This is a genomic window from Pseudomonas sp. Marseille-QA0892 (assembly GCF_054950135.1).
This window is the reverse complement of sequence record NZ_CM143104.1, coordinates 3,238,508-3,263,662: the sequence shown is the minus strand read 5'-3', so window position 1 is coordinate 3,263,662 and position 25,155 is coordinate 3,238,508. Positions and strand designations below refer to the sequence as shown.

The 25,155-nt window shown below is 60.7% G+C and carries 26 protein-coding genes; 16 read left to right on the top strand and 10 right to left on the bottom strand.

The genetic code is table 11. From position 1 onward, the window contains the following. Positions 1 to 645 (bottom strand): Rossmann-fold NAD(P)-binding domain-containing protein, encoded by a 645-nt coding sequence (locus ACY8D3_RS15180; protein WP_462379628.1) that lies wholly within the window; start codon positions 643 to 645, stop codon positions 1 to 3. Positions 646 to 856: 211 nt separating this feature from the next. On the opposite strand from ACY8D3_RS15180, the gene ACY8D3_RS15175 reads away from it, so the two are divergent. From ACY8D3_RS15175 to ACY8D3_RS15165, 3 genes are read left to right on the top strand one after another with little or no spacing between them, the layout of a single operon-like run. Continuing rightward, a complete protein-coding gene (locus ACY8D3_RS15175) occupies positions 857 to 1,219 on the top strand; it encodes a CidA/LrgA family protein (protein WP_462379627.1) in 363 nt (120 codons plus the stop codon). Then, entirely contained in the window at positions 1,216 to 1,932 is a 717-nt protein-coding gene (locus tag ACY8D3_RS15170; protein WP_462379626.1) for an LrgB family protein, read from the top strand. Before ACY8D3_RS15175 ends, ACY8D3_RS15170 begins: the two co-directional genes overlap by 4 nt. A 20-nt stretch (positions 1,933 to 1,952) precedes the next feature. Then, complete coding sequence (locus tag ACY8D3_RS15165) at positions 1,953 to 2,543, top strand: LON peptidase substrate-binding domain-containing protein (RefSeq protein ID WP_462379625.1); 591 nt, start codon at positions 1,953 to 1,955, stop codon at positions 2,541 to 2,543. A gap of 1 nt (position 2,544) precedes the next feature. Here the strand turns inward: ACY8D3_RS15165 and ACY8D3_RS15160 are convergent, their stop codons facing one another. After that, positions 2,545 to 3,864, bottom strand: coding sequence for a bifunctional DedA family/phosphatase PAP2 family protein (locus ACY8D3_RS15160; protein ID WP_462379624.1), 1,320 nt, complete (start codon positions 3,862 to 3,864; stop codon positions 2,545 to 2,547). Between the two features lie 238 nt (positions 3,865 to 4,102). On the opposite strand from ACY8D3_RS15160, the gene ACY8D3_RS15155 reads away from it, so the two are divergent. The 11 genes from ACY8D3_RS15155 (at position 4,103) to lipB (ending at position 14,124) form a co-directional block, all read left to right on the top strand. Continuing rightward, on the top strand, positions 4,103 to 5,368 hold the full coding sequence (locus ACY8D3_RS15155) for a glutamate-5-semialdehyde dehydrogenase (RefSeq protein ID WP_462379623.1): 1,266 nt from the start codon (positions 4,103 to 4,105) through the stop codon (positions 5,366 to 5,368). Beyond that, complete coding sequence (nadD, locus tag ACY8D3_RS15150) at positions 5,368 to 6,021, top strand: nicotinate-nucleotide adenylyltransferase (RefSeq protein ID WP_462379621.1); 654 nt, start codon at positions 5,368 to 5,370, stop codon at positions 6,019 to 6,021. Before ACY8D3_RS15155 ends, nadD begins: the two co-directional genes overlap by 1 nt. Positions 6,022 to 6,036: 15 nt before the next feature. Continuing rightward, positions 6,037 to 6,387 carry a ribosome silencing factor gene (gene rsfS, locus ACY8D3_RS15145; RefSeq protein WP_462379619.1) on the top strand — a complete coding sequence of 117 codons (351 nt, stop codon included), beginning with the start codon at positions 6,037 to 6,039 and terminating at the stop codon, positions 6,385 to 6,387. A 12-nt stretch (positions 6,388 to 6,399) separates the two neighbouring features. Continuing rightward, the gene (gene rlmH, locus ACY8D3_RS15140; protein ID WP_462379618.1) at positions 6,400 to 6,867 is read left to right on the top strand and encodes a 23S rRNA (pseudouridine(1915)-N(3))-methyltransferase RlmH; all 468 of its coding nucleotides are present in this window, start codon (positions 6,400 to 6,402) and stop codon (positions 6,865 to 6,867) included. A gap of 11 nt (positions 6,868 to 6,878) precedes the next feature. Further along, complete coding sequence (mrdA, locus tag ACY8D3_RS15135; RefSeq protein ID WP_462379617.1) at positions 6,879 to 8,780, top strand: penicillin-binding protein 2; 1,902 nt, start codon at positions 6,879 to 6,881, stop codon at positions 8,778 to 8,780. Then, positions 8,773 to 9,915 (top strand): rod shape-determining protein RodA, encoded by a 1,143-nt coding sequence (gene rodA / locus ACY8D3_RS15130; protein ID WP_462379616.1) that lies wholly within the window; start codon positions 8,773 to 8,775, stop codon positions 9,913 to 9,915. The genes mrdA and rodA overlap by 8 nt, the downstream gene beginning before the upstream one ends. Before the next feature lie 17 nt (positions 9,916 to 9,932). Further along, a complete protein-coding gene (mltB, locus tag ACY8D3_RS15125; RefSeq protein ID WP_462379615.1) occupies positions 9,933 to 10,937 on the top strand; it encodes a lytic murein transglycosylase B in 1,005 nt (334 codons plus the stop codon). Beyond that, positions 10,937 to 11,911, top strand: a complete 975-nt coding sequence (locus tag ACY8D3_RS15120) for a septal ring lytic transglycosylase RlpA family protein (RefSeq protein ID WP_462379614.1) — start codon at positions 10,937 to 10,939, stop codon at positions 11,909 to 11,911. Before mltB ends, ACY8D3_RS15120 begins: the two co-directional genes overlap by 1 nt. 77 nt (positions 11,912 to 11,988) lie before the next feature. Next, entirely contained in the window at positions 11,989 to 13,149 is a 1,161-nt protein-coding gene (locus ACY8D3_RS15115; RefSeq protein WP_462379612.1) for a D-alanyl-D-alanine carboxypeptidase family protein, read from the top strand. Between the two features lie 70 nt (positions 13,150 to 13,219). Next, positions 13,220 to 13,498, top strand: coding sequence for a DUF493 domain-containing protein (locus ACY8D3_RS15110; RefSeq protein WP_462379611.1), 279 nt, complete (start codon positions 13,220 to 13,222; stop codon positions 13,496 to 13,498). Beyond that, positions 13,498 to 14,124, top strand: coding sequence for a lipoyl(octanoyl) transferase LipB (lipB, locus tag ACY8D3_RS15105; RefSeq protein WP_462379610.1), 627 nt, complete (start codon positions 13,498 to 13,500; stop codon positions 14,122 to 14,124). The genes ACY8D3_RS15110 and lipB overlap by 1 nt, the downstream gene beginning before the upstream one ends. A 148-nt stretch (positions 14,125 to 14,272) precedes the next feature. Here the strand turns inward: lipB and lipA are convergent, their stop codons facing one another. From lipA to leuS, 4 genes are all read right to left on the bottom strand, one after another. Further along, positions 14,273 to 15,325 (bottom strand): lipoyl synthase, encoded by a 1,053-nt coding sequence (gene lipA / locus ACY8D3_RS15100; protein ID WP_462379609.1) that lies wholly within the window; start codon positions 15,323 to 15,325, stop codon positions 14,273 to 14,275. A gap of 153 nt (positions 15,326 to 15,478) precedes the next feature. Then, positions 15,479 to 16,507, bottom strand: a complete 1,029-nt coding sequence (gene holA / locus ACY8D3_RS15095; protein WP_462379608.1) for a DNA polymerase III subunit delta — start codon at positions 16,505 to 16,507, stop codon at positions 15,479 to 15,481. Positions 16,508 to 16,546: 39 nt separating this feature from the next. Continuing rightward, complete coding sequence (locus tag ACY8D3_RS15090) at positions 16,547 to 17,155, bottom strand: LPS-assembly lipoprotein LptE (RefSeq protein WP_462379607.1); 609 nt, start codon at positions 17,153 to 17,155, stop codon at positions 16,547 to 16,549. Positions 17,156 to 17,201: 46 nt separating this feature from the next. Beyond that, on the bottom strand, positions 17,202 to 19,808 hold the full coding sequence (gene leuS / locus ACY8D3_RS15085; RefSeq protein WP_462384400.1) for a leucine--tRNA ligase: 2,607 nt from the start codon (positions 19,806 to 19,808) through the stop codon (positions 17,202 to 17,204). Between the two features lie 202 nt (positions 19,809 to 20,010). On the opposite strand from leuS, the gene ACY8D3_RS15080 reads away from it, so the two are divergent. Together ACY8D3_RS15080 and ACY8D3_RS15075 are read left to right on the top strand one after the other, a co-directional pair. After that, positions 20,011 to 20,391 carry a hypothetical protein gene (locus ACY8D3_RS15080; protein WP_462379606.1) on the top strand — a complete coding sequence of 127 codons (381 nt, stop codon included), beginning with the start codon at positions 20,011 to 20,013 and terminating at the stop codon, positions 20,389 to 20,391. A 25-nt stretch (positions 20,392 to 20,416) separates the two neighbouring features. Continuing rightward, a complete protein-coding gene (locus ACY8D3_RS15075) occupies positions 20,417 to 21,202 on the top strand; it encodes a YdcF family protein (RefSeq protein WP_462379605.1) in 786 nt (261 codons plus the stop codon). Here ACY8D3_RS15075 and lnt read toward each other — a convergent pair. The 4 genes from lnt to ACY8D3_RS15055 form a co-directional block, all read right to left on the bottom strand. After that, a complete protein-coding gene (gene lnt / locus ACY8D3_RS15070; RefSeq protein WP_462379604.1) occupies positions 21,190 to 22,716 on the bottom strand; it encodes an apolipoprotein N-acyltransferase in 1,527 nt (508 codons plus the stop codon). The two genes, ACY8D3_RS15075 and lnt, sit on opposite strands and share 13 nt — an antisense overlap. Positions 22,717 to 22,788: 72 nt before the next feature. After that, on the bottom strand, positions 22,789 to 23,628 hold the full coding sequence (locus tag ACY8D3_RS15065; protein ID WP_462379603.1) for an HlyC/CorC family transporter: 840 nt from the start codon (positions 23,626 to 23,628) through the stop codon (positions 22,789 to 22,791). Between the two features lie 8 nt (positions 23,629 to 23,636). After that, positions 23,637 to 24,113, bottom strand: coding sequence for an rRNA maturation RNase YbeY (gene ybeY, locus ACY8D3_RS15060; protein ID WP_462379601.1), 477 nt, complete (start codon positions 24,111 to 24,113; stop codon positions 23,637 to 23,639). Next, positions 24,106 to 25,131: a PhoH family protein gene (locus ACY8D3_RS15055; protein WP_462379600.1), complete on the bottom strand. Its 1,026-nt coding sequence runs from the start codon at positions 25,129 to 25,131 to the stop codon at positions 24,106 to 24,108. Before ACY8D3_RS15055 ends, ybeY begins: the two co-directional genes overlap by 8 nt. Between the last annotated feature and the right edge of the window lie 24 nt (positions 25,132 to 25,155).

Below are 25,155 nucleotides of genomic sequence, written 5' to 3'. Positions count from 1 at the left end.
CTATTTGCCCAGGCGTCGTAGTTCATCGCACTCTACGATACGAACACCGTCGTCGTCCTCCAGTGCCAACCGCCATAGTGCCCAAGCCAGTTGCGTGGCTTCGATGGCGCCCCACTTGCCTGGGACGTGCTTCATGAGCGGGCCAGCGATGGCCTCCACAACACGCCGCTCCTGACGGAGGCCCAGCAATAGCGAGGGTCGCGCGATCGTTAGCTGCGGCCAGGCCTGTGCTCTGAGTGACTGTTCCATCTCGCCTTTGACGCGGTTATAGAAGATCGAGGAATCGGGGTCTGCGCCAATGGCGCTGATGACGATGAAATGCCGTGCTCCTAAGGCGCGAGCGCGGCGGCCGACCTCGACAACAAGATCATGATCGATCGACCTGAACGCCTCTTCGGAACCCGCCTTCGCGATAGTTGTACCCAGGCAGCAGAACGCCGTGTCTATTCCCGGCTCGGCCTCTTCCAATAGCGAGGCGAGATCTTCGCCAATTGGATTTCTTAGATGGGGATGTTCCGCCAGTGGCCGGCGGGTAGGCGCCAATACACATTGGACAGTAGGTTCGCAGAGCAGGCGGTCCAGCAGGTGTTCGCCAACGAGGCCTGATGCGCCCGCAATCAGGACGCGTTGCGGTGTGAGGTACATGACGCGTTCCTCCCTTAGCTTCTTCCAATAGGACCACGGCAAGCGATGCGGGTGCGTCGCGCAATGAGCATATCGCCCCCGCTCGCCTGGCTTTCCCCGGTCTCCGCGTTACAGGGGATATACTGTGGTGCGGTGTCGGGCGTCTTTTGCGCCCGATGATGGTGAACGCTTCGACATGGGCGCGCATGCCGGTGCGCTCTGGATCTTACGCATGCTTCTTCGCGGTCTGACCTGGCTTGTCCTGTTTCAGCTGTTGGGCACTTGTATCAATGTCCTTCTTCTTCCCATGCTGCCCGCGCCTATTATCGGGCTTGTGGCGCTCTTTGTATTTTTGTTGATTCGTGGTGAGGTCGGGCCTTCGCTCGATGCCGCTGCCAGTAGCCTGTTGCGTTATCTGCCCCTTCTGCTGGTTCCGCCTGCGGTTGGCATCATGGCGTATGGCGCTGCGCTGTGGGAGCGCTTCTGGGCAATCGCTCTGGCGCTTGTGGTGTCGCTCGGGCTTTCGATGGTCTTTTGTGGCTGGCTGATGCAGGCACTTAGTGAACGTCAGGCTCGTCGCCGGGGGCAGTCATGAATCCGAATTGGCATGGCGCATGGTTAGCCATCGTGCAGCATCCGCTGTTTGGCATTGGTATAACGCTCGCGGCGTACCAGGTGGCGCTTGCCGCATACGAGCGTACACGTTGGGTCTTCCTCCAGCCGGTGCTGCTTTCGGTATTGTTGGTCGTTGGGGTATTGCTCAGCTGCGGCATTGCGTATGCAGATTACCGCGAAAGCGTGTCGATCATGACGATCTTGCTTGGGCCGGCGACGATTGCACTTGCAGTCCCGCTCTATCTCAATTTGCGGCGAATTCGGCAGCTATTCTGGCCCATCATGATCACGTTGGTGGTGGGCGGATGTTTCGCGACAGGTGCCATTGCAGTGCTTGCCTGGGCGCTCGATCTGGGCCCCGTCATGACGATGAGCTTGCTGCCGAAGTCCGTGACATCGCCGATCGCCATGCTGGTCGCCGATGAAATGGGAGGGGATGCGGCGCTTGCGGCCGTCTTCGTACTCATCACGGGCGTGCTCGGTGCAATCATCGGCCCAGGTTTGTTGCGCATGTGCGGCGTCCGCCATATTGCCGCCGTAGGGCTGGCGCTCGGCTTGACCGCGCATGCGGTCGGCACCGCGCGTGCCTTGCAGGAGAGCGAGGAGTGTGGTGCATTGGCCGCATTGTCCATGAGCCTCATGGGCGTGGCCACGGCGGTTCTGCTGCCACTGATGGTCGCGATAATCGCCTGACCGGCGCGACAGGAGAGACGATGCTTCCGCTATTTCCCCTCAATACGGTGCTGTTCCCAGGCTGCATGCTCGATCTTCAGATATTCGAGGCCCGTTACCTGGACATGATCAGTCGATGCATGAAACAGGATAGTGGTTTCGGTGTGGTCTGTATCCTGGAGGGCGAGGAGGTCGGTGAAGCGGCAAACCGGTTTTCGGCTGTTGGATGCGAGGCAATCATTCGGGATTGGCAGCAACGTAGCAATGGGTTGCTTGGCATTCGCGTTGAGGGGGGGCGGCGCTTTCGCGTCAATCGTGCCGACGTTGAGCGCGACCAGCTGACGGTGGCCGAAGTGGATTGGCTGGGCGAGGTGGCTGATCGGCCTATCACCGATGAGCACGCGGACCTGATGGCTTTGCTTCGCGCCTTGGCAGGCCATCCCCTCGTGGCAGACCTGGGTATGGGCGGCGCCGTCGAAGGGCAGCATGCACTGGCCAATCAATTGGCCTATCTATTGCCGTTCAGTCCAGAGGAAAAGCTCCAGTTGCTTGTGCAGACCGACCCGGTGCGCCGCCTTGCGCAGATTCAGGTTCTCGTCGAGAACCTGCAACATGAAGGGAGCGACGGCTGATTTACTGGTAGCGGTACAGTTCGAGGTTGTAAGGGAATACCCACAGCGCAAAAAGCACCAGCACCGTTAGGCTCAGTGGCAACAGTAGGGCCCAGCGACGGGCGGGCAGGGGCTGCATAGGCGTAACGCGTTCACTCAGGAACAGGCTGAGCGAACAGAAGAAGCCAGCTAGCAGGGCCCCTGCAATGATGTCGGTCGGCCAATGGACACCCAGATATATACGGCTTGCGGCGATCAGAACCGCTGGTAGGCTCGCTACCAATAGCCAGGTCAGGCGAAGGCGTGCCGCCTGGCCTCGTCCGGCAAGCACCCCCAGGGTAAGGCAGAAGGCGAAGGACGCAGAGCTATGGCCGCTTGGAAAGCTGAACGTGTGCAGCGGGTCGACCAGAACCTCCGGCCGGGTACGCTCGAGCGTATGCTTGATCAATCCGTTCGCAACCGCTGTGCCCAATCCGGTGAATCCTGCGAACGCCAAGGCTCGCCATTCTCGCGAGAACAGCAGCACCAGGCACGCCGCGATGCCTGCGAGCAGCTGCGCCTTGAAGTCTCCAAGGCCGGTGATGAAGGCGATCACACGATCCCAGCTGGGCTCTCGCGCTTCCTGGATCACTGAAATGATGCCTTGGTCCAGCGACTTGAAATGCTGAAGGGCGAGCATCAGGGCGACGAAAAGCACGGCGCAGACTCCGCAAGTAAGGATCGTTGCGTAGTGCTTTCCGGTCATGGCCTGCTGGATGCAAATGCCGAGTGCAACAATAAGCGTGCCGACAACGACGGCTGCTTCCGGCCAGAAGCCCGGCGGAAGTGGCAGGCGAAGTGCCGCGCCCGCGCTCCATCCGGGCAGCATATAGGCAATGGCCCAGCCAGCGGAGGCAACGACGCTGACCAGAACGAAACGGATGAAAGGCATGCTCAGCATGCCCGCGAGCATCGGAAGCATTGGTCGCAGTGGGCCGATGAATCGACCAATGAGCAGGCTGATGATTCCATAGCGTTCGATATGGCGCTCGGCATGATCGAGCCATTGCGGATGTCTGCGAAGCAGGGGGAACTGGCGGATGCTCCCATGGAATCGGCGGCCCAGGCCGTAGGAAACGATGTCACCGAGCAAGCCGCCGGCGAACGCCAGGATGAGTGTTTCACTCAGGCTCAGCACGCCGTTGCCAGCAAGTACACCGAGTGCAAAAAGCAGTACGGTGCCAGGAATGAGCAGGCCTGCGATGGCAAGGCATTCGAAGAACGCACCCGCGAAGAGAACAACGCCCAGCCACTCAGGATTGCTGGACAGCCAGGCGTTGATGCTTTGAATGTAGGACGACATGTTGAAACTCAGGCGAAGCGCAATCGTTGTTCGAGAGCGGAACCGGCATTCCGGTTCCGATGATCATTCCGTGGACCTCGACCTCTTTGGATCATGGCCCAATAGTATCAGTCGAGCGTGCGTGGCGAATGCGCAGATTTACCAAGCTTTTACTTGGACCGTCTGCCCCTCTCTGCTGTCCGTGGCCGCCGGTCGCGGCTATAATCAGCCCCTTTTTGGATAGCCGGATGCAGACGCCATGAGCGAGTCCGTACACGACTACATGACCCGGCTGGGACGGGCCGCTCGCGAAGCATCGCGAGCGCTTGCTCGTGCCACGACCGCCGACAAGAACGCAGCGCTCGATGCGATAGCCGATGCGCTGGATGCTGCGCGTGGCGAGCTCGAGGCGGCGAATGGAAAAGACCTCGAGAATGCCCGTGCGCGTGGGCTGGACGCAGCCATGCTGGACCGCCTTGCGCTTACCCCAGCGCGCATCGATGGCATGATTGAAGGGCTTCGTCAGGTTTCCAAGCTGCCCGATCCCATCGGCGAAATTCGGGACATGCGATTCCTGCCGTCTGGCATCCAGGTTGGCAAGATGCGCGTCCCCCTCGGTGTCGTCGGTATCATCTATGAATCGCGGCCCAACGTGACGATCGATGCCGCCAGCCTGTGCTTGAAGTCAGGTAATGCAACGATCTTGCGGGGCGGCTCCGAGGCGATTCTTTCGAACCAGGCGATCGCACGGTGCATTCATGTCGGGCTGTCCAAAACCGGTTTGCCTTCGGCCGCCGTACAGGTCGTTGAGACTACTAATCGAGAAGCGGTCGGGATGCTTATCGCCATGCCCGAATTTGTCGATGTAATCGTGCCGCGCGGTGGCAAGGGGCTCATCGAGCGTATCAGCCGCGATGCCCGGGTTCCGGTGATCAAGCATCTGGACGGCGTGTGTCACGTCTACATTGATCAGGCCGCGGATGCCGTGAAGGCGATACGCATCGCCGATAACGCGAAGACCCAGCGCTACGCGCCCTGCAATACCATGGAGACCCTGCTTGTCCATGAAGACCGGGCCGAGGCGATCCTGCCTGAGTTAGCCAAGATCTATCGCGAAAAGGGCGTAGAGCTCCGGGGCTGTCGACGGACGTGTGAGCTGCTGGGGCAAGGCGTATTGGCCGCAACCGAAGATGACTGGTTCGCGGAGTACAACGCGCCGATCCTGGCGATCCGTATCCTGTCCTCGTTGGACGAAGCGATTGCGCACATCAACCACTACGGCTCCCACCACACCGATGCGATTGTCACCGAGCATTTCAGCGATGCGCGTCGGTTCCTGAGCGAAGTCGATTCAAGTTCGGTGATGGTGAACGCTTCGACGCGCTTCGCCGATGGCTTCGAATATGGGCTTGGGGCGGAAATCGGTATTTCTACGGACAAGCTTCACGCGCGTGGTCCGGTCGGTCTCGAAGGGTTGACCAGCGAAAAATATGTCGTGTTCGGCGACGGGCACGTGCGGACTTGATGAGCGGTTCTCGACGCATCGGGCTATTGGGAGGAACCTTCGATCCCATTCATATCGGTCACCTCCGTGCGGCCGTGGAAGTGATCGAATTCCTGGGCCTGGATGAGCTGCGTCTCATACCCAGTGCCCGGCCACCGCACCGTGGGCAGCCGCAGACGGCCGCAACGCACCGGCTGCGGATGGTCGAGCTGGCCGTAGCAGGCGTCGACGGGCTGGCGGTTGATGACCGGGAGCTCAAACGAGAGCGCCCTTCCTACAGCGTGGAGACACTCGAGTCGCTGCGTCAGGAGTTGGGGAATTCGGTGCAACTGTTGCTGGTGCTTGGTTGGGACGCTTTTTGCGGCCTGCCGGGCTGGTATCGCTGGGAAGAGTTGTTGAACCTGTGTCACATCCTGGTCCTGCAGCGGCCGGACGCCAATACCGAGGCGCCGGAAGAACTCCGGAACCTCGTCGCCGCGCGAAGTATCAGTGATCCTTTGACGCTCAAGGGCGCGGCCGGGCAGATCTCCTTCATCTGGCAAACGCCACTGGAGATTTCCGCGACACATATACGCGAACGTCGTCGGGCTGGGCGGTCCATCCGCTTTCTCACGCCGGACGCCGTGCTGAACTATATACAGGCGCAGGGGCTTTACCCGGCGTCCTCGAACTGAGGTAAAGACGTAAACATGCAAAACGAGCAATTGGTACAGCTGGCAGTCGAAGCGCTGGAAGATCTGAAAGGTCAGGAAATCCTCACGATCGACGTGCGTGGCAAGACCAGTGTTACCGACTACATGGTGATTGCCAGCGGTACATCCAGCCGTCACGTGAAGTCGCTGGCCGAGAACGTGATCGAGAAGGTCAAGGAGCAGGGCGTCCGCCCGCTGGGCAGTGAAGGTCTGGAGAGCGGCGAGTGGGCCTTGCTCGACCTCGGCGACGTGGTGGTCCATGTGATGCAGACAGCGACACGCCAGTTCTATGACCTTGAGCGCCTGTGGCAGGGGGCTGAGCAGAGCCGAGCGCAAGCCAGCGAATAAGGAGCGTTCGTCGTGCGTCTCCGGCTGATTGCAGTGGGTTCCAAGATGCCTCGATGGGTTGAGGAGGGCTGGCACGAGTACGTCAAGCGGTTGCCAGCGGAGCTCAGCCTTGAACTGGTCGAGATCCCGCTCAATACGCGCGGCAAAAATGCCGATGTCGCACGGCTCATCCGACAGGAAGGTGAGGCCATGCTCGGCAAGGTTCAGCCGGGCGAGCGGGTCGTCACGCTGGAGGTCCAGGGCCGACCCTGGAGCACCGAGCAGCTAGCCGCTGAGCTGGACCGCTGGAGGCTGGATGCGCGGACGGTAAATCTCATGGTGGGCGGGCCCGAAGGCCTGGCGCCTGAAGTATGCGCCCGCAGTGAGCAACGCTGGTCGCTATCCCCGCTAACGCTTCCTCATCCTCTGGTGCGGGTGCTGGTGGGGGAACAGATCTACCGCGCCTGGACCGTGCTGTCTGGGCACCCCTACCACAAGTAGTACCGTTCGCAATGCCGCAGCCGATACGCCTCAAGGATCATGAAAAGGACGCCCGCCTGGTGCGGAAGCGCGTGGTGGCCGGCGGCATCGGCGTTCTCCTGCTCACGATCGTGCTGTTCGCACGGATGTATTACCTGCAGGTGATCCAGTACGAGTACCACTCGACACTGTCTGAAAACAACCGTGTCCATGTACAGCCGATCCCGCCCAACCGCGGGCTGATCTATGACCGTAACGGCGTCATTCTTGCCGACAATCGGCCGAGTTTCAGCCTCACGCTTACACGGGAGCGTGCCGGTAAATGGGAGCAGGTCCTCGATACCATCGTCGAGGTGCTTGGCCTCACACAGGAAGATCGCGAACTCTTCGAGAAACGGCTTCGGCAGGGGCGGCGGCCGTTCGAACCCGTGCCGATCTATTTCGAGTTGTCCGAAGAGCAGATTGCACGCATTGCGGTGAACCAGTTCCGGCTCCCAGGTGTGGATGTCGCCGCGCAGTTGGTCCGTCACTATCCACTGGGTGCGCATTTTGCCCATTCGGTGGGCTATGTTGGCCGCATCAACGAGCAAGAGTTGAAAAAGCTCGATCCGGTCAATTACAGCGGCACGCACCACATCGGCAAGACCGGCATCGAACGCTTCTACGAAGACGAACTCCACGGAGAGGTTGGGTATGAGGAAGTCGAAACCAACGCCCGCGGGCGAGTGCTTCGCGTTCTGAATCGCACCGACCCCAAGCCGGGCAAGGACATTCAGCTCTCACTGGATTCGCGCCTCCAAGAAGCCGCTGAGGAGGCGCTTGGTGGTCGTCGTGGCGCGATCGTAGCGCTCGAGCCCTCGACGGGGGAGGTGTTGGCTATGGTGAGCCAGCCCAGTTTCGATCCCAACCCGTTCGTGACCGGTATCAGCTTCAAGGCATATGCCGAGTTGCGCGACTCCATTGATCGGCCGTTGTACAACCGCGTACTGCGTGGCCTGTATCCGCCAGGCTCGACTATCAAGCCGGTTGTCGCCGTGGCCGGGCTCGATGCCGGAGTGGTCACGCCTACGACGCGCGTCTTCGACCCAGGTTTCTATCAACTGCCGAATTACGATCACAAATACCGTAACTGGAACCGTAGCGGTGATGGATGGGTTGACTTGCGTCTGGCCATCGCTCGTTCCAACGACACCTACTTCTACGACCTCGCCCACAAGATGGGCATCGATCGCATGTACGACTACATGAGTCGCTTCGGCCTGGGCCAGCGCGTTGCGTTGGACATGTTCGAGGAAACGGCTGGCCTCATGCCGTCGCGGGATTGGAAGCGTGCACGTTACAAGCAACCCTGGTTCCCTGGCGAGACGCTGATCCTTGGGATCGGCCAGGGATACATGCAGGTTACGCCGTTGCAATTGGCACAGTCGATCAGCCTCGTCGCCACTCATGGCAAGTGGATCCGTCCGCACCTGGCCAAGGTCATCGATGGTGAAAAGCCTGTCGACCCGGATCCGATGCCGGATGTCGTGCTGCGTGACGATCGGTTCTGGGATTTCGCACGCCAGGGCATGGAGGACGTGATGCACAGCGAGCGGGGTACCGCGCGTAAGGTAGGCAACACAGCCGCGTATCGCATCGCGGGCAAGAGCGGTACCGCCCAGGTGGTCGCCATCCGGCAGGGTGAGAAATACAACAGCGCGGCATTGGCCGAGCGCCACCGGGATCATGCCCTGTTCGTGGCCTTCGCGCCTGCGGATGATCCCAAGATCGTGGTCGCGGCCATGGTCGAGAACGGGGAGTCCGGCTCAGGCGTTGCGGCTCCGGTCGTCAAGCAGGTCATGGATGCCTGGCTGCTCGACGAGACTGGCCATCTGAAACCAGAATTCAGGCCCCCTTTGCCCATGGCGGAGCACACCAGTGGACACCATGAGTAATTTCGACCGTACGTTGTCGACCGAGGACGTGCTCAAGCGTCGGTCAACGCTTTTACAGCGACTGCACATCGATGGTTGGTTGCTACTCATTCTCCTGATCTTGGGCGTCGGCAGCCTCTTCGTGCTCTATTCGGCGAGCGGCCGACACTGGGATTTGCTGGCAAAGCAGGCCTCTTCGTTCGGCATCGGCATGGTCGCCATGATCGTGATTGCCCAGTTCGAGCCGCGCTTCATGGCGCGCTGGGTCCCGCTGGGCTACGCAATCGGCGTCAGTTTGCTGGTAGTGGTCGAGGTGATGGGCCACACCGCAATGGGCGCGACGCGGTGGATCAATATCCCCGGTGTCATCCGCTTCCAGCCTTCGGAATTCATGAAGATCATCATGCCGGCGACGATCGCCTGGTATTTGTCCCGATACAACCTCCCACCCCGTCTGAAACACGTGGTGATCAGCCTCGTGATGATCGGTGTGCCCTTCGTGCTGATTCTCAAGCAGCCTGATCTCGGCACATCCATGCTGATCCTGGCGTCAGGCGCGTTCGTGATCTTCATGGCAGGGTTGCCCTGGCGCTGGCTGATCGGTGCGATCACCGCCGCCGTGCCGGTGGCGGTTGGCATGTGGTATTTCGTGCTCCACGATTATCAAAAGCGCCGGATCCATACCTTCCTGGACCCGGAAAGCGACCCGCTTGGCAGCGGTTGGAACATCATCCAGTCCAAGGCCGCAATTGGCTCGGGCGGCGTGTTCGGCAAGGGGTGGCTGTTGGGCACGCAATCCCATCTGGATTTTTTGCCCGAAAGTCACACGGACTTTATCATCGCGGTGCTCAGCGAGGAGTTCGGTCTGGTTGGTGTGAGCCTGCTGCTGGTGATCTACATGCTGCTTATCCTTCGTGGGCTCGTGATCACCGCGAACGCCCAGACGCTGTTCGGGAAGCTGCTGGCGGGCGGGCTGACGATGACCTTCTTCGTCTACGTATTCATCAACATCGGGATGGTTAGCGGTCTGCTTCCAGTGGTAGGCGTTCCGCTTCCCTTCATTAGTTACGGCGGCACCCACGTGGTCACGCTGCTGTCAGCGTTCGGGATTCTCATGGCAATCCAAACGCACAGGAAATGGATTGCACAGACTTGAAAACAAGAAGGAATCGCATGCAATCACCGTCCTTCCGGCTCGCATTATCGATTGCCGCCTTGGTTATATCGGCCGCTGCTGCTCCCCTTGCGATCGCGCGTGACTACGATCAAAAGCCCGAGGTGAAGGCATTCATCGATGACATGTCTCGCAATTACGGGTTCGCATCCGAGCAGCTCACCTCGCTCTTCAAGGACGTCGAGCGCAAACAGGCCATTCTGGATGCGATCTCGCGTCCGGCCGAGCGCGTCCGCCCCTGGAAAGAATACCGGCCGATGTTCATAGCTGAGGCACGCATTGCTCAGGGTGTCGATTTCTGGCGCCAGCACGAAGAAGTGCTCAAGCGTGCGGAAGCCGAATACGGTGTGCCCGCGCAGATCATTGTGGCCATCATCGGGGTCGAGACGTTCTATGGCCGTAATACCGGCAGCTATCGTGTCATGGATGCGCTTTCGACGCTGTGCTTCGATTACCCGCCACGCGCCACTTTTTTCTGCCAGCAACTACGCGAATATCTGATGCTCGTCCGCGAGCAACAGGTGGATGCGCTTAGCCTGAAAGGCTCCTACGCGGGCGCTATGGGCCTGCCGCAGTTCATGCCAGGTAGCTTTCGCGCATATGCCGTGGACTTCGACGGAGACGGCCACATCAATATCTGGAGCGATCCGGATGATGCGATCGGTAGCGTCGCCAGCTATTTCAAGGCGCATGGCTGGACGCCGGGTGCTGCCGTCGCGACCCGAGCGAGCGTATCGGGAAGCCGCGCCGATGAAGGGCTGAGCCCGGGGCTGGACCCAAGTACGACCTATGCTGAACTGAAGGCAAAGGGGTGGACAGCGGAAAGGCCTGTCGAAGCTGACATCCCGCTGACAGCGTTTCGTTTAGAAGGCGAGAACGGTCCGGAGTACTGGCTCGGTCATCCGAATTTCTACACCATTACCCGTTACAACCGCAGCGCCATGTACGCCATGGCGGTCTACCAGCTCTCCCAGAAACTCCAAGAAGCACGAGGCAAGCATTGATGCGTACTCACCTGTTCCGCCTGGTTGCCATCGGCGCCGTCGGGCTGATGGTAGCCAGCTGCTCGAGCCAGCGCGCTTCGGTTCCCACACAGCAACAGCAAGGGTCGACCAGCCCTTATGCGCGCCCGCACAAGGATGGCGCGCCATGGTGGGACGTCGATGTGTCGCAGATTCCTGACGCTGTCCCCATGCCGCACTACGGGCCGTACAAGGCCAACCCCTATACAGTACTCGGCAAGACTTATTACCCGATCAATGAGTCGCGCAACTACCGGGCGACGGGAACAGCGTCCTGGTATGGCACGAAATTTCACGGGCAGGCGACCGCCAATGGCGAGACATACGACCTCTATGGCATGACCGCCGCACACAAGACGTTACCGCTGCCAAGCTACGTCAAGGTCACCAATCTGGACAATGGTCGCACTGTCATTCTGCGTGTGAACGATCGCGGGCCGTTTTACTCCGACCGGGTCATCGACCTGTCCTTCGCGGCGGCCAAGAAGCTGGGATATGCGGAGACCGGTACTGCACACGTACGCGTTGAGGGCGTCGACCCCGTTCAGTGGTGGGCACAGCAGGGACGTCCCGTACCGGCCAGCGACAAGGGGCTGGTACCGCCAGCGCCGATGGTCGCAAGCCGCACCGTAGAAAACTATACTCCGCCCCCTCAGCAGCATGCGGCGCCTACGCAGCCTTCGCAGGTGGCTCGCCAGGCGCAATCGATCGGCGATGCGGCAGGCCTGTTCGTTCAGGTCGGCGCCTTTGCCAACCCGGACGCGGCGGAATTGCTCAAGGACAAGCTGAGCCAGACCACGCATGCTCCGGTCTTCATTGACTCGGTCGTGCGCAATCAGCAGACACTGCATCGGGTAAGGCTGGGGCCATTACAGTCCCAGGATGAAGCCCGGCAATTGCAGGACAGCCTTCGGTTGGCCAACCTCGGACAGCCAACCCTGGTCAAGCCGGATTGACCGCCCTCGGCGCCGAGCCCTCGAGGTGTAGGTGCCACAGAAGTGTTCGACCTTTAGACTTCAAGCCAGAGAAACGGATGAACATCACCAGCTTTGCCAAACGTATCACCCTGCTCGTCGTCATGAGCGTATTGCCGGTCACCTGGGCTTCGGCGCAAGTCGTCCCTGCCGCTCCACAACTGGCTGCCAAATCCTATCTGCTGATGGATGCAGCCAGCGGGAACATCTTGGTCGAGAACAACTCGGACGAGCGCCTGCCGCCTGCGAGCCTGACCAAGCTCATGACCGCCTACATCGCCACGCTGGAAATCAACCGTGGTCAGATCAAGGAATCCGACATGGTTCGCGTCAGCGAGCGTGCCTGGCGGATGGGTGGCTCCAAGATGTTCATCGAGGTCGGCAAGGAGGTGTCCCTGATCGACCTGCTCCACGGCATCATCATCCAGTCCGGTAACGATGCGAGCGTAGCCGTGGCCGAGCACATCGCCGGCAGCGAGGACGCGTTTGCCGACATGATGAATTCGGCAGCCCAGCGACTGGGTATGAAGAACACCCACTTCATGAATGCCACTGGCTGGCCTGATCCAAACCACTATTCCTCCGCGCATGACATGGCCATTCTCGCCCAGGCCATCATCAATGAGGATCCGGCGCATTACGCGATCTACAAGCAGAAAGAGTTCTTCTGGAACAACATCAAGCAGCCTAACCGCAACCTGCTGCTGTGGCGCGACAATACCGTCGACGGCCTGAAAACCGGTCATACCGAAGAAGCCGGCTACTGCCTCGTGGCATCAGCCGTGCGCGACGGTCAGCGGCTGATCGCCGTCGTGTTCGGTACGAACAGCGAGCAGGCACGTGCGGCCGAAACGCAAAAGCTGCTGACTTATGGCTTCCGTTTCTTCGAAACACGCACCTTCTACAAGAAGGGCACCGAGTTGGCCGAAGCGCGTGTATGGAAAGGGGCGGTGCCGCAGGTCAAGGCTGGCCTCGCGCAAGACCTGACCATGACGTTGCCGAAAGGGCAGGCCGAGAAGCTTGCTGCCTCGATGACCGTCAATCCTGATCTGGTTGCACCGATCGAGCAGGGCGCCGTGATTGGCAAGGTCGAGGTGCGTAACGGCGAGCAGGTCGTTCACACCGCCGATCTCATCGCACTCGAGCCGGTCGAGGAAGGTGGTTTCTTCCGCCGCGTGTGGGATAGCATCCGCCTGTTCATCTACGGTTTGTTCAACTAACCCTCCATGCCTGCGCGTGGCTGCCCCAAGGGGGCCCCGCGCGCGGCACACGGGATAAGAGCCCGTCGTCATGTCCGATACCGAAGTACAACCTCCAAAGATCGAATTTCCCTGCGAGCGCTATCCCATCAAGGTGATCGGCGACGCTGGTGAGGGCTTCACCGAGATGGTCGTGGAGGTGCTCAAACGCCACGCCCCTGATCTTGATGAAGGCACCCTCGTAACTCGCGATAGCCGTAACGGCCGCTTCCTTTCCGTGCAGCTGTTGATCACCGCCACGGGCGTTGATCAGCTCCAGGCCATCCACAACGATCTGCGTGCGACCGGCCGCGTACAGATGGTGCTGTAGTGGCAGCTCCGCTCATCGTTCGTCATCTCGGGTTGGTTGAGTACGAGCCAACGCTCGACGCCATGCGCCGCCTGACAGCCGAGCGCGATGAGCAAACGCCTGACGAGATCTGGCTTCTGCAACACCAGAGCGTGTTTACTCAGGGGCAGGCAGGGAAACCCGAACACCTGCTGGCTCCGGGCGATATTCCCGTCATCCAGGTGGAGCGCGGCGGACAGGTGACCTACCACGGCCCCGGGCAGCTCGTCGCTTATCTAATGCTCGATCTACGACGCTTGGGGCTAGGCGTGCGCGAGTTGGTCACCGCCATGGAACAAAGCCTGGTGGACCTGCTGGCAACCTATGGCGTCAGTGCGGCGCCAAAGCCAGACGCGCCGGGGGTCTACGTAGACGGAAACAAGATCGCTTCGTTGGGCCTCCGGGTTCGCCGGGGATGCTCGTTCCACGGTCTGGCCCTTAATGTCGACATGGACATGTCGCCGTTCCAGCGTATCAATCCTTGCGGCTACGCGGGCCTGAAAATGGTCCAGCTCCGCGATCTTATCGAACAGGCTGTGCCGTTCGACGAGGTTGTGGAGCGCCTCGAGGTAGCCCTGAGGCAGCGATTGGGCTATCCGGCAGGCTGACAGCGACTGCGCTGCTTGCCTGTGAGTACTCTGGTGCTCCTGCCGGACGTAGCCCTGCTGAGCTACTTACCAGCCAAATGCGAGCGAGGGGAGACTTCCTCATCCGCCACATCCTGCACGCCAGATGACCGTAGGGTGTGCCGGAGGTTCAGCTCACGCTGAGCGTCGGGATGAGGTTCGTTTCAGTCTGTTGGCCCGGCACGGGGACCGGTGCAGCAAGGCCGAGGTTGTTCTTTTCAAACACTCGGTCTGCCCGGTAGCTGGAACGTACAAGAGGGCCAGCCGCGACTTCCATGAAGCCCTTCTCGAGGCCAATTTCGCGGAAACGGTTGAATTCATCCGGGCTGACCCAGCGTTTGACAGGCAAGTGATTGCGAGTCGGCTGCAGATATTGGCCCAGTGTCAGGATGTCGACGCCGATTGCGCGCAGATCATCCATGGTCTCCAGAATCTCTTCATCCGTTTCGCCCAGGCCCAGCATCAGGCTGGTCTTCGTCAGCACGTCCGGGCGATGGCGCTTGGCGTGCTCCAGCACGTTCAGGGTTTTCTCGTAACCTGCGCGAGGATCCCGTACCACGTGCGTCAGCCGTTTCACCGTCTCCACGTTTTGAGCGAACACTTCGAGCCCGGAATCCACAACGCGCTCGATTGCCTCGGCATCTCCATCGAAGTCAGGTGTAAGCGCCTCGACGACGACGTGCGGCGTATTGGCTTTGATAGCCCGCACACAGTCCGCGTAGTGGGCTGCGCCTCCGTCTGGGAGATCGTCCCGGTCCACTGACGTCAGCACGATGTAGCGCAGCGCCATAAGCTCAACGGACTTTGCCGTGTTCTGAGGTTCTTCGAGGTCGAGCCAGCCATTGGGATTACCGGTGTCGACGGCACAGAATCGGCATGCACGCGTACAGACTGACCCCATCAGCATGATCGTTGCCGTGCCGTTGGACCAGCACTCGCCCATGTTGGGGCAGTGAGACTCCTGACAGACGGTGCTCAGTCGATGTTCGCCCACGTTGCGCTTGACCGCCTCAAAGCGGCTGCCGCTCGGCGCCTTTACGCGCAACCAGCTGGGCTTGGGCTCGAAGACGGTCGGTTCGGCCGAAGCGCGGCGCTTCTGGCCGTCCTTGATCGCGGTGATCCCATGTGCGGTCTTGAACTTTTCACCGCTGGAGACAGGCTTGGGCGAGGTGGTATCGGACATCGAAAATCTCGGCTCCGGTAGGACTTCGTGGGCGAGGGGAGGGATGTGGCTGAGCGGCAGTGTATCACAGGCGGCCTTGGGCCGAATCGAACCACCGACCTTTGGCAATGGCCGAAAACGCCTCATGAGCCGCGGACTTCGTGAGGCGTAGCGTCAAATGGGCAAGCGTTTTCCTGCCATCTGCAGGCAGAGACTCGAAAGGCCAGTCCAGGGCGACCCTTGGCTTTGGCCCTTGATCCGGGCGTCGATCTCTTGAGCTTGGACCAGCATGAGCTGCCAGCGGCCGGCGTCGTTGCGCTTCAATGCCTTGCTGACCAGAGGGCGCCGCTTGTCCCAGACGGGCGGACGCACCTGGGAAAATGCGCGGTCGAGCGGGACGCCTTGTGCGTGCATTTGAGCAAGGTTGAGCATCAGGCGAAGTTCGCGCGCAAGGGCCCATAGGATGACAGGGGGCTCCGTGCCTTCGCCTCGGAGGCCCTCAAGCATGCGCAGGGCATGGGCGGCTTCGCCGTTGAGTACCGCATCGATGAGCCCGAAGACATCGTAACGTGCGCTGTCCCCTACGGACGCCTGAACCGTCTCCACATCGACCTGGCCGTTCTCAGCGAGCAATGTCAGTTTCTCGATTTCCTGCGCGGCTGCGAGAAGATTGCCCTCGACCCGGGCGGAGATCATATCGAGCGCCTCCGGCGTGGCAGACAGCCCGACCTGGGCGAGGCGTTGCTGAATCCACTGGGGCAGCTGGTGGGCGTCGACCGGCCAGACCTGCACGAACTGGGTCTCGTTGCCGTCGATAAGGGCCTTGGCCCACTTGGTCTTTTGCGCGCTGCCGTCGAGTTTGGGCAGCGTAATCAGCAGCAGTGTATCTTCGGCAGGCCTTGCCAGGTATTGGAGTAGTGCAGCAGCGCCCTTGTCACCTGGCTTGCCGTTGGGAATTCGCAGCTCGATCAGGCGTCTGTCGGCGAACAGCGAAAGGCTCGCACCCGCCTCCAGCAGTTGCGACCAGTCGAACCCATTCTCGGCGTTGAAGACCTGCCGCTCACTGAAACCCTGTGCGCGGGTCGCTGCGCGGATCGCATCGCAGGCTTCCTGGCACAGCAGTGCTTCGTCGCCGCTGACCACATAGACAGGCGACAGCGTGCCCTTGAGATGTTTGCTGAGCTGATTGACGTTGAGCTTCATAATCGAAAAAAGAAGGGGCGATCTCTCGCCCCTGTCTGCTTACTGCGAACGTGTCGGAAATTCGATTGGCGACTGCTGGGGGCGGTTGGCCTCTTCTTGCGCGCGGCGCAGTGCTTCCTGTTCCTGGCGGCGTTTTTCTTCGGCAACCTGCTGCATCTTCTCCAGCTGTGCGGCGTCGAGGGACTGCAAGCGCAGCATCAACTGCTGAAGCAGATCGCGGCGCATTTCCTGGCTCAGTTTGACGGATTCCTGCTCGTAGCCGATCGGATTGTTACCGTCGTAGACATAGACGCGTTGCACTTCCAGGCGATTGCTCATCAGCGGCAGCCCACCAGTGCCACGAACCTGGTAGTCCAGTGTCTTGGTCAGCTGGTTCTCGGCGCTCCGGCTACCGCCACTGTAGCTGGCGGTGCGGCTGGTATCGCGCTCATCAGCGATGTACAGGGTGTACGGTGCGCCGTTGTGAACGCGTACGCCTGCGTCCTCGAGCATCTCTCGCAGGTCCTTTACGGTCGCCCCGTAAGAATCACGGGCCTGAACGTCCAGCTCGGTGAGCGAGATACGATCCACGCCCGTGCCGCGAAGGTGGAAGCCGCAAGCGGTCAGAAACAACGCCGCGCCGATGACCAGCAGTGTCCGTTTCATCATGATTTTCCTCTTTGTTGCGGCCGCTGTTCGCGGCTCGGCAGCATGCTTAGTTGGCGACGATATTGACCAGTTTTCCAGGGACCACGATGACCTTGCGGATCGTCAGGCCGTCCGTAAAGCGAAGCACGTTCTCGTTGGCACGCGCTGCCGCCTCGACCTCTTCACGACTGGCACCTGCGGGCACTTCGATCTGCCCGCGCAGCTTGCCGTTGACCTGAATGACAAGTGTCAGGGTGTCCTGCTCAAGGGCCTTTTCGTCCACAGCTGGCCAGGTCGCGTCGATGACATCCCCGCACTTGCCCAGCGCGGACCAGAGGCTGTGGCAGATATGCGGGGTGATCGGTGCAAGCAGCAGCACCACGGATTCCAGACCTTCCTGGAGGAGGGCTCGGTCCTGTGCGGAATCCTGCGGCAGCTTCTCGAGCGCGTTCATCACGGTCATCACCTGGGCGATTGCCGTGTTGAATTTGTGATGCTGCCCGATATCGGTACTCGCCTGCCGAATGGCGAGGTGAACGATACGACGCACGTCTTTCTGGCTTGGCGTGAGGCTACCGATATCCAGCGAACCCGGCAGGCCGGCTGTGACATGCGCGTGAGCAAGACGCCACACGCGGCGAAGGAACCGGCTGGCGCCCTCGACTCCCGCATCCGACCATTCCAGGCTCATGTCCGGTGGCGAGGCAAACATCATGAACAGGCGGCAGGTGTCGGCGCCGTAGGCGTCGATCATGGCTTGAGGATCGACACCGTTGTTCTTGGACTTCGACATCTTCTCGACGCCGCCAATTTCAACTGGCAAGCCATCCGACTTGAGCTTCGCGCCGATGATCTTGGCTTTGGCATCGCGCTCCACCTCGACGTCGGCAGGATTGAACCAGTCCTTGCCGCCGTTATCAGCCATCCGGTAGTACGTCTCGGCTACGACCATGCCCTGAGTCAGCAGGTTCTTGAACGGCTCATTGGAGGTAACCAGGCCCTCATCACGCATCAGCTTATGGAAGAAGCGCGCGTAGAGCAGGTGCAGGATGGCGTGCTCGATACCCCCGATGTACTGGTCAGCTGGCAACCAGTGGTTGGCAGCGGCTGGGTCGACCATGCCGTGCTCGTAATTTGGCGAGGTATAGCGGGAAGCGTACCAGGACGATTCCACGAAGGTGTCCATGGTATCGGTTTCGCGTCGCGCTGCTGCACCACACTTGGGGCAGGTGCATTCGTAGAATTCAGGCATCTTCGCCAACGGCGAGCCCGCTCCGTCCGGTACGACATCCTCCGGCAGAACGACCGGCAGCTGGTCTTCCGGCACCGGTACGTCGCCGCAGGTTTCGCAATGGATGATCGGAATTGGGCAGCCCCAGTAGCGCTGACGGCTGATTCCCCAGTCCCGCAGACGGAACTGCGTTCGAGCCTGCCCCAGGTTCTTCTTGCGAAGCGCGACCTCGATGGCATCGAACGCGCCGTCGAAATCCAGGCCATCGTATTCGCCGGAGTTGATCAGCTCGCCATGCTCACCATAGGCCGCCTGCCAAGGCGCAGGCGTTTCGTCGCCAGCGCTGGTGCGGACGACCGGTTTGATGGGCAGGTCGTATTTGGTAGCGAACTCAAAGTCGCGCTCGTCGTGGGCCGGGACCGCCATGACCGCGCCTTCGCCGTAGTGCATGAGCACGTAGTTGGCGACCCAGACCGGCAACAGTTCGCCGGTGAGGGGGTGCTGAACCTTGAGCGACGTTGCCAGGCCTCTCTTTTCCTGTGTAGCGATATCGGCTTCCGCGACGCCGCCACGCTTGCACTCGTCGATGAACGCCTGCAGTTCGGGATCGTTCTGTGCGGCCTGGGTGGCCAGCGGATGTTCCGCAGCAACTGCGACGTAGGTCGCACCCATTAGCGTATCGGGACGTGTTGTAAAGACGTTAAGTACGCCCTCGTGACCGATGCTGGCGATATCGTAGGGGAAGCCGACTTCCATGCCGCGGGACTTGCCGATCCAGTTGCGCTGCATGGTTTTGACCTGCTCAGGCCAGCCGGGCAGGTCGTCGAGCGAATCGAGCAGTTCCTGTGCGTAGTCGGTGATCCGGAAGTAGTACATCGGAATCTCGCGCTTCTCGATGAGCGCGCCCGACCGCCAGCCGCGGCCGTCGATCACCTGTTCGTTGGCCAGGACCGTTTGGTCGACCGGGTCCCAGTTCACCGTACCGTTCTTGCGGTAGATAACGCCTTTCTCGAAAAGACGGGTGAACAGCCACTGCTCCCAGCGGTAGTACTCCGGCTTGCAGGTCGTCAGCTCGCGGGACCAGTCGATGGCAAGTCCGAGGCTCTTGAGCTGCGCCTTCATGTAGGCGATGTTTTCGTAAGTCCACTTTGCGGGTGCGACCTTGTTCTTCATGGCGGCGTTTTCCGCCGGCATGCCGAATGCGTCCCAACCCATGGGCTGCATCACGTTTTTGCCTTGCATACGCTGGTAGCGTGCAATGACGTCGCCAATGGTGTAGTTACGCACGTGCCCCATGTGCAGCTTGCCGCTGGGGTACGGGAACATGGACAGGCAGTAGTAGGTGTCCTTGCCGGGTTCCTCGGTGACGACGAAGGATTGCTTCGTGTCCCAATGGGATTGTGCGGCGGCTTCAATTTCGCTGGGCTGATACTGTTCGTGCATGGTCACGGGCGCTGGAATGGGGCTTACGAGAAACGCCGTAGCATACATGAGCGCCGGTTATCGAGGGAAACGCAGTTTGGCGACGCGGCCATGTCTTGTTTCACGCCGTTGGTCGTCATGCATGTGTAACCATTGCCTGGACGACTAAGCTGAATTCACCTCAACAAGCCGGATGGCGCCATGCGTCAGGAGAACGGTAGACATGAGTAATTCCCAATCACCGGAGGGCGAGCAGAGAGCCTACGACCGGCTCCTTGGCGAACTCTCCCGCGTAATCGATTCGGCTGAGGTGTCGGCTGCCCTGGGCGGAACACTTCCGGATGAGCTGGAGCTGCGCGGTCTGCAACCCAGTGATGTAGCGCTCATCAAGGCATATCTTGCTGGCGATAAACGCTGGCTCAGCGACTGGCTGGATGCCGTTGCGACGGCTTCTACGCAGCAACCGCCACCACCAGAAACCCCCTTGGAAAGCGAATTGACCTGCGCGCAGTGCGGTGCGCCGGCGCTATGGCGGGCGGGTACCACGGTCGATCCGTGTATTGCCTGCAGCTCACGCCTTTTTTTGGTCGGCAAGCCGCAATAGACTCGGACGCCTCTCGGAGGTGTCCATGCCCATACGCTACTTCTTCAAACAGCTTCTGCTGCCGCCAGGCCTGTTTCTCGTTCTGATCCTCCTGGCCTGGTGGTGGCGTAACCGGCGGCCGCGACTGGCAGCGCTTTGTCTCGTGCTCGGAGTGGGTGGGTTCTGTGGAATGAGCTCACCGGTCGTTGTGGAGCATGGGGCGCGATGGATCGAAACGGAGCCCGCACTGGACCGAAGCCAATGGCCACTGCTGGATCAGCGCGCCGATGCCATCGTTATTCTCGGTGGCGGGCGTGAGCGCGGCGATCCCGCTTATGACGATGACCAGCCAAGTCTTTATGCCGCCCAGCGCGTCCGCTACGCCGCAGAACTCGCAAAAGGGTCGGGTTTGTCGATTTTGATTACCGGCGGCTTGCACTACGACACCCCGCCCAGCGAAGCCGATTTGATGGCCAAGGTGCTTGAGAATGAATTCGAGGTTTCCGTTCGCTGGCGCGAGTCTCGGAGCCGAACGACCTGGGAGAATGCAAAATACACTGCGGATATTCTGCGTCCAGAGGGAAAGCGCCGTGTCGTGCTTGTCACACAGGCGTGGCATATGGCGCGCGCGCGATGGTGTTTCGAGCAGTTCGGTTTCGAAGTCGTCACGGCCCCAATGGGCTTTTTGAGCGCCCCGGTGAGTGCGCCTTTCGGTGGCTGGCTGCCCGAAGCCAAGGCGTTCTGGCAAAGCAGCCTGTTGCTGAACGAAGCCATCGGGTTGGCTACGTACCCGATGGTCTATACCGGAGAGCCCTGGCCTCAGCCGGAATGACGCGCACGGCGCCGGGCCGTGAAAGCCCAAACCAACAAGCCGAGGCACACCACGGCCAAAGGCCAGATGCGCCACTGGAGATAGGGCGTCGAGCCCTGCATGGGCGTTACGCTTCCACGAAGCACGCCCTTGCGAAACTGCGGTAGCTCCAGAGCCACGGCGCCCTGCGGATCGACCAGTACCGTCACGCCGTTATTGGTGGCGCGGATCATCCAGCGGCCCGCTTCCAGGGCCCGCATCTGGGCCATCTGCAGGTGTTGAAGAGGCCCGATGGAATGCCCGAACCAGGTATCGTTACTCACGGTCAGCAGGATTTCGCTCTGTGCGGCGAGGTCCGCTGCGAACTCGGGATACACCACCTCATAGCAGACGAAAGGCGCGATCCGGTAGCTCTTGGCAAAGAGCGGCGGTTGGTCGGAAGGGCCGCGCGCGAAGTCGGACATGGGCAGGTCAAAGAATGCGATCAGGCCGCGCAGGAGGTCCTGCAGGGGGACGTATTCCCCGAACGGGACGAGCTTCTGCTTCAGGTACGTCCCTTCACCTCGCCCCATGGCTGTGATGCCGTTGTAATAACGCAGCTCGCCCGCCTCGTTGCGCTCACGCAGCGGCAGGCCCGTGATCAAGGCGGCATTATGGGACTGGACGAAGCGGGTCATGTCCGCGAGGTATCCCTCGGCCATTTCTCTCAACACGGGCACGGCGGTCTCCGGCCAGACCACGAGGTCCGCATCGCCGATATGTTCGAGCGTAAGGTCGCGGTATAGCGCCAACTGTGCGTTGAGCTGCTCGGGGTTCCACTTGAGCTCCTGCGCCACGTTGCCTTGGACCAGCAGTACCTTCAGAGGCGCGCCGGCGGGTGTTGTCCAGGCGTGGCCTTTGAGTGAAGTTGCCGTGATCCAGCTTCCGGCAATCAGCGCTACCGCCGCCAGCAGCTGTGTGCGATGCGCCGCTAGCGGTCGAAGCGAGCCGAGCAGGACCGCCGTTGCCACGGTAACGAATCCAACCAGCCACACGCCGCCGATCGGCGCCAACCCGGCCAGCGGGGCCGACAGCTGGCTGTAGCCTGCGTATAGCCAGGGAAAGCCCGTCAGGAACCAGCCGCGGAACACTTCCTGAAAGACCCAGAGCGCGGCGAATGCAAGCGCATCCGCCAGCGGCGCGTCTGGGCGCCGGAAAAGCTTGGCCCAAACCCATGCGAACACGCCAAAGAAGAATGCCAGCCCAACCACCAGGCCGCCGGTCAGTAGCGCTGCAAGAGGCGCCGGCGCATCACCGAAGTCATGGATGCTGACATACACCCAACTGGTGCCCGCGAGGAAAACGCCTAAGCCGTACCACCAGCCGCGCCAAAGCGCGCTTTTCGGTGAAAGCGCCGAGAGGCTACGGTGAAAGAGGGCAATGCTCACCAGCAGGATGGGCCAGATGCCAAACGGCGCGAAGGCGAGGGGGGTCAGTGCACCCGCTAACAGAGCGATCAGGTGGCCGGCCCAACCGGTACGGGTGATCACAGACATGAGTTCCTCAATGACAGAGGCGCACGCGATAGCGTAGCGCCCGGAGGCAGACGACGAGGGTCGGTTGCAGGATCAACGTGAGAGTGGTGTAAGGCGCAGGAGATGCAAGCGTCTGCTGTCAGCGTTGAGGACGCGGAAGCGGAAATCGCCGATCTCAATGGTTTCGTTGCGCTTGGGCAGGTGGCCGAAGGCGCTGGTTACCATGCCACCCACCGTGTCGAACGCTTCATCCGATAGCGCAGTATCGAAGAATTCGTTGAAGGCTTCCACCGGGGTGAGCGCTTTTACGATGAAGTCACCGCTTGGAAGCGCCTTGATGAAGCCCGTGTCATCGTCGACGTCGTGCTCATCCTCGATGTCGCCAACGATCTGCTCGAGCACGTCCTCGATCGTGACAAGCCCCGCAACGCCACCGTATTCGTCAATCACGATCGCCATGTGGTTGCGGTTGGCGCGGAACTCGCGCAGCAAGACGTTGAGGCGTTTTGATTCCGGCACGAAGGTCGCCGGACGCATCATGTGGTCGATGTCGAAGGGTTTTGCGTCTTCAAGTAGCAGGGGCAGCAGGTCCTTTGCCAGAAGAATGCCCTTCACCTCATCCAGGCTCTCACCGATTACCGGAAACCGGGAGTGGGCTGCCTCGATGGCGGCTGGCAGGAATTCCTGCGGTGTCTGGTTCGCTCGGATGATCATCATCTGGGAGCGGGGCACCATGATGTCGCGCACCTGAAGGTCAGCGACCTGAATGGCGCCTTCCACGATCGCCAGCGCCTCGCTGTCGAGCAGCTTGTTTTCGTGGGCTTCACGCAGGCTTTCCAGCAATTCCTGACGGTTCTTGGGCTCATGGGCAAAGGCCTGGATGATGCGTTCCAACCAGGACCTGTGCCCATTGCTTGATCGATCTTCGCTCATGTGTGTGCTCAGAGACGCTCTTCGAGATAGGGATCGGGATGGCCCAGTTCGGCGAGCAAATCCCGTTCCAGTGATTCCATTTCCTCGGCTTCCACATCGTCTATGTGGTCATAGCCCAGTAGATGCAGGCAGCCGTGAATAACAAGGTGCGCCCAGTGGGCGTCCACCGACTTATGCTGTTCGGCCGCTTCTCGTACGACGACCGGTGCACAAATCACCAGATCGCCCAGTAGCGGGATGTCGAGCAATGGCTCGCCATCGGGACCTTCGGGCAGGTCAGCCGGGAAAGAAAGGACGTTGGTCGCGTAGTCCTTGTGACGCCAACGATGGTTGAGCTCGCGCCCTTCGGGTTCGTCCACGATACGGATGGTCAGCTCGGAGTCGGCGGTGCGCTGGCGCAGGGCCAGCTCGCACCACCGCCTGAACGCTTCCTCGTCAGGCAGGCTTTCGGCCTCGCTGGCGATCTGCAGGTCGAGTTCAAGCATCGTTGTTGATGGCGCCCGGGTTGTTGTCGGCCGGTTTGGCCATGCTGTTCTGGGTCCGGTTGTCGTAGCGGTCGTAGGCTTCGACGATTCGCTGCACCAGTGGATGGCGCACGACGTCCTTGGACTGGAAATGAGTGAACCCGATTCCGGGCACGTCACGCAGTACGTCGATGACATGGGTAAGGCCGGACCGCGTTCCGCGAGGCAGGTCGATCTGGGTGATGTCACCGGTGATGACCGCCGTGGAACCGAAGCCGATCCGGGTCAGGAACATCTTCATCTGCTCGACCGTCGTGTTTTGACTCTCGTCGAGGATGATGAAGCTGTTGTTCAGCGTCCGGCCGCGCATGTAAGCGAGCGGGGCCACTTCGATGACCTGCTTTTCGATCAGGCGAGCGACGTTCTCGAAGCCCAGCATCTCATACAGGGCGTCGTAAAGCGGACGAAGGTACGGATCAATTTTTTGAGCCAGGTCGCCCGGCAGAAAGCCCAGTTTTTCACCGGCCTCGACAGCGGGGCGTACCAGGAGGATGCGGCGAATCTGTTCGCGCTCCAGCGCATCGACCGCACAGGCGACGGCGAGGTACGTCTTGCCAGTACCCGCCGGGCCGATTCCGAAGTTGATGTCGTGGTCGAGAATCGACTTCACGTAGCGCTGCTGATTTTCGCCGCGAGGTTTGATCATGCCTTTGCGCGTGCGCAGTGCCACGTTGTGGTCGACCCGGTTGGGGTTCGCGATCTGCTCCATGCCTGACTCCTGGAGGAACAGGTGGACGAGGTCTGGAGAGAGTTCGGTGGCTTCGGTTTCGCGGTAGAGCCGGCGCAATAACTGTTCGCATGCACGGGCTTTCTGTGGGTCGCCGACGAGCTCGAACTGATTGCCACGGTTGCGGATTTGCACGCCGAGGCGCTCTTCGATCAGGCGGAGATTTTCGTCGAACTGGCCGCTGAGGTTGGCGAAGCGGTCGGCTTCGAAGGGTTCAAGGATGAAACGATGCGCTGTCTGGTCAGTATTCAAAGTCGTCTATTGGCCGCCGAACGG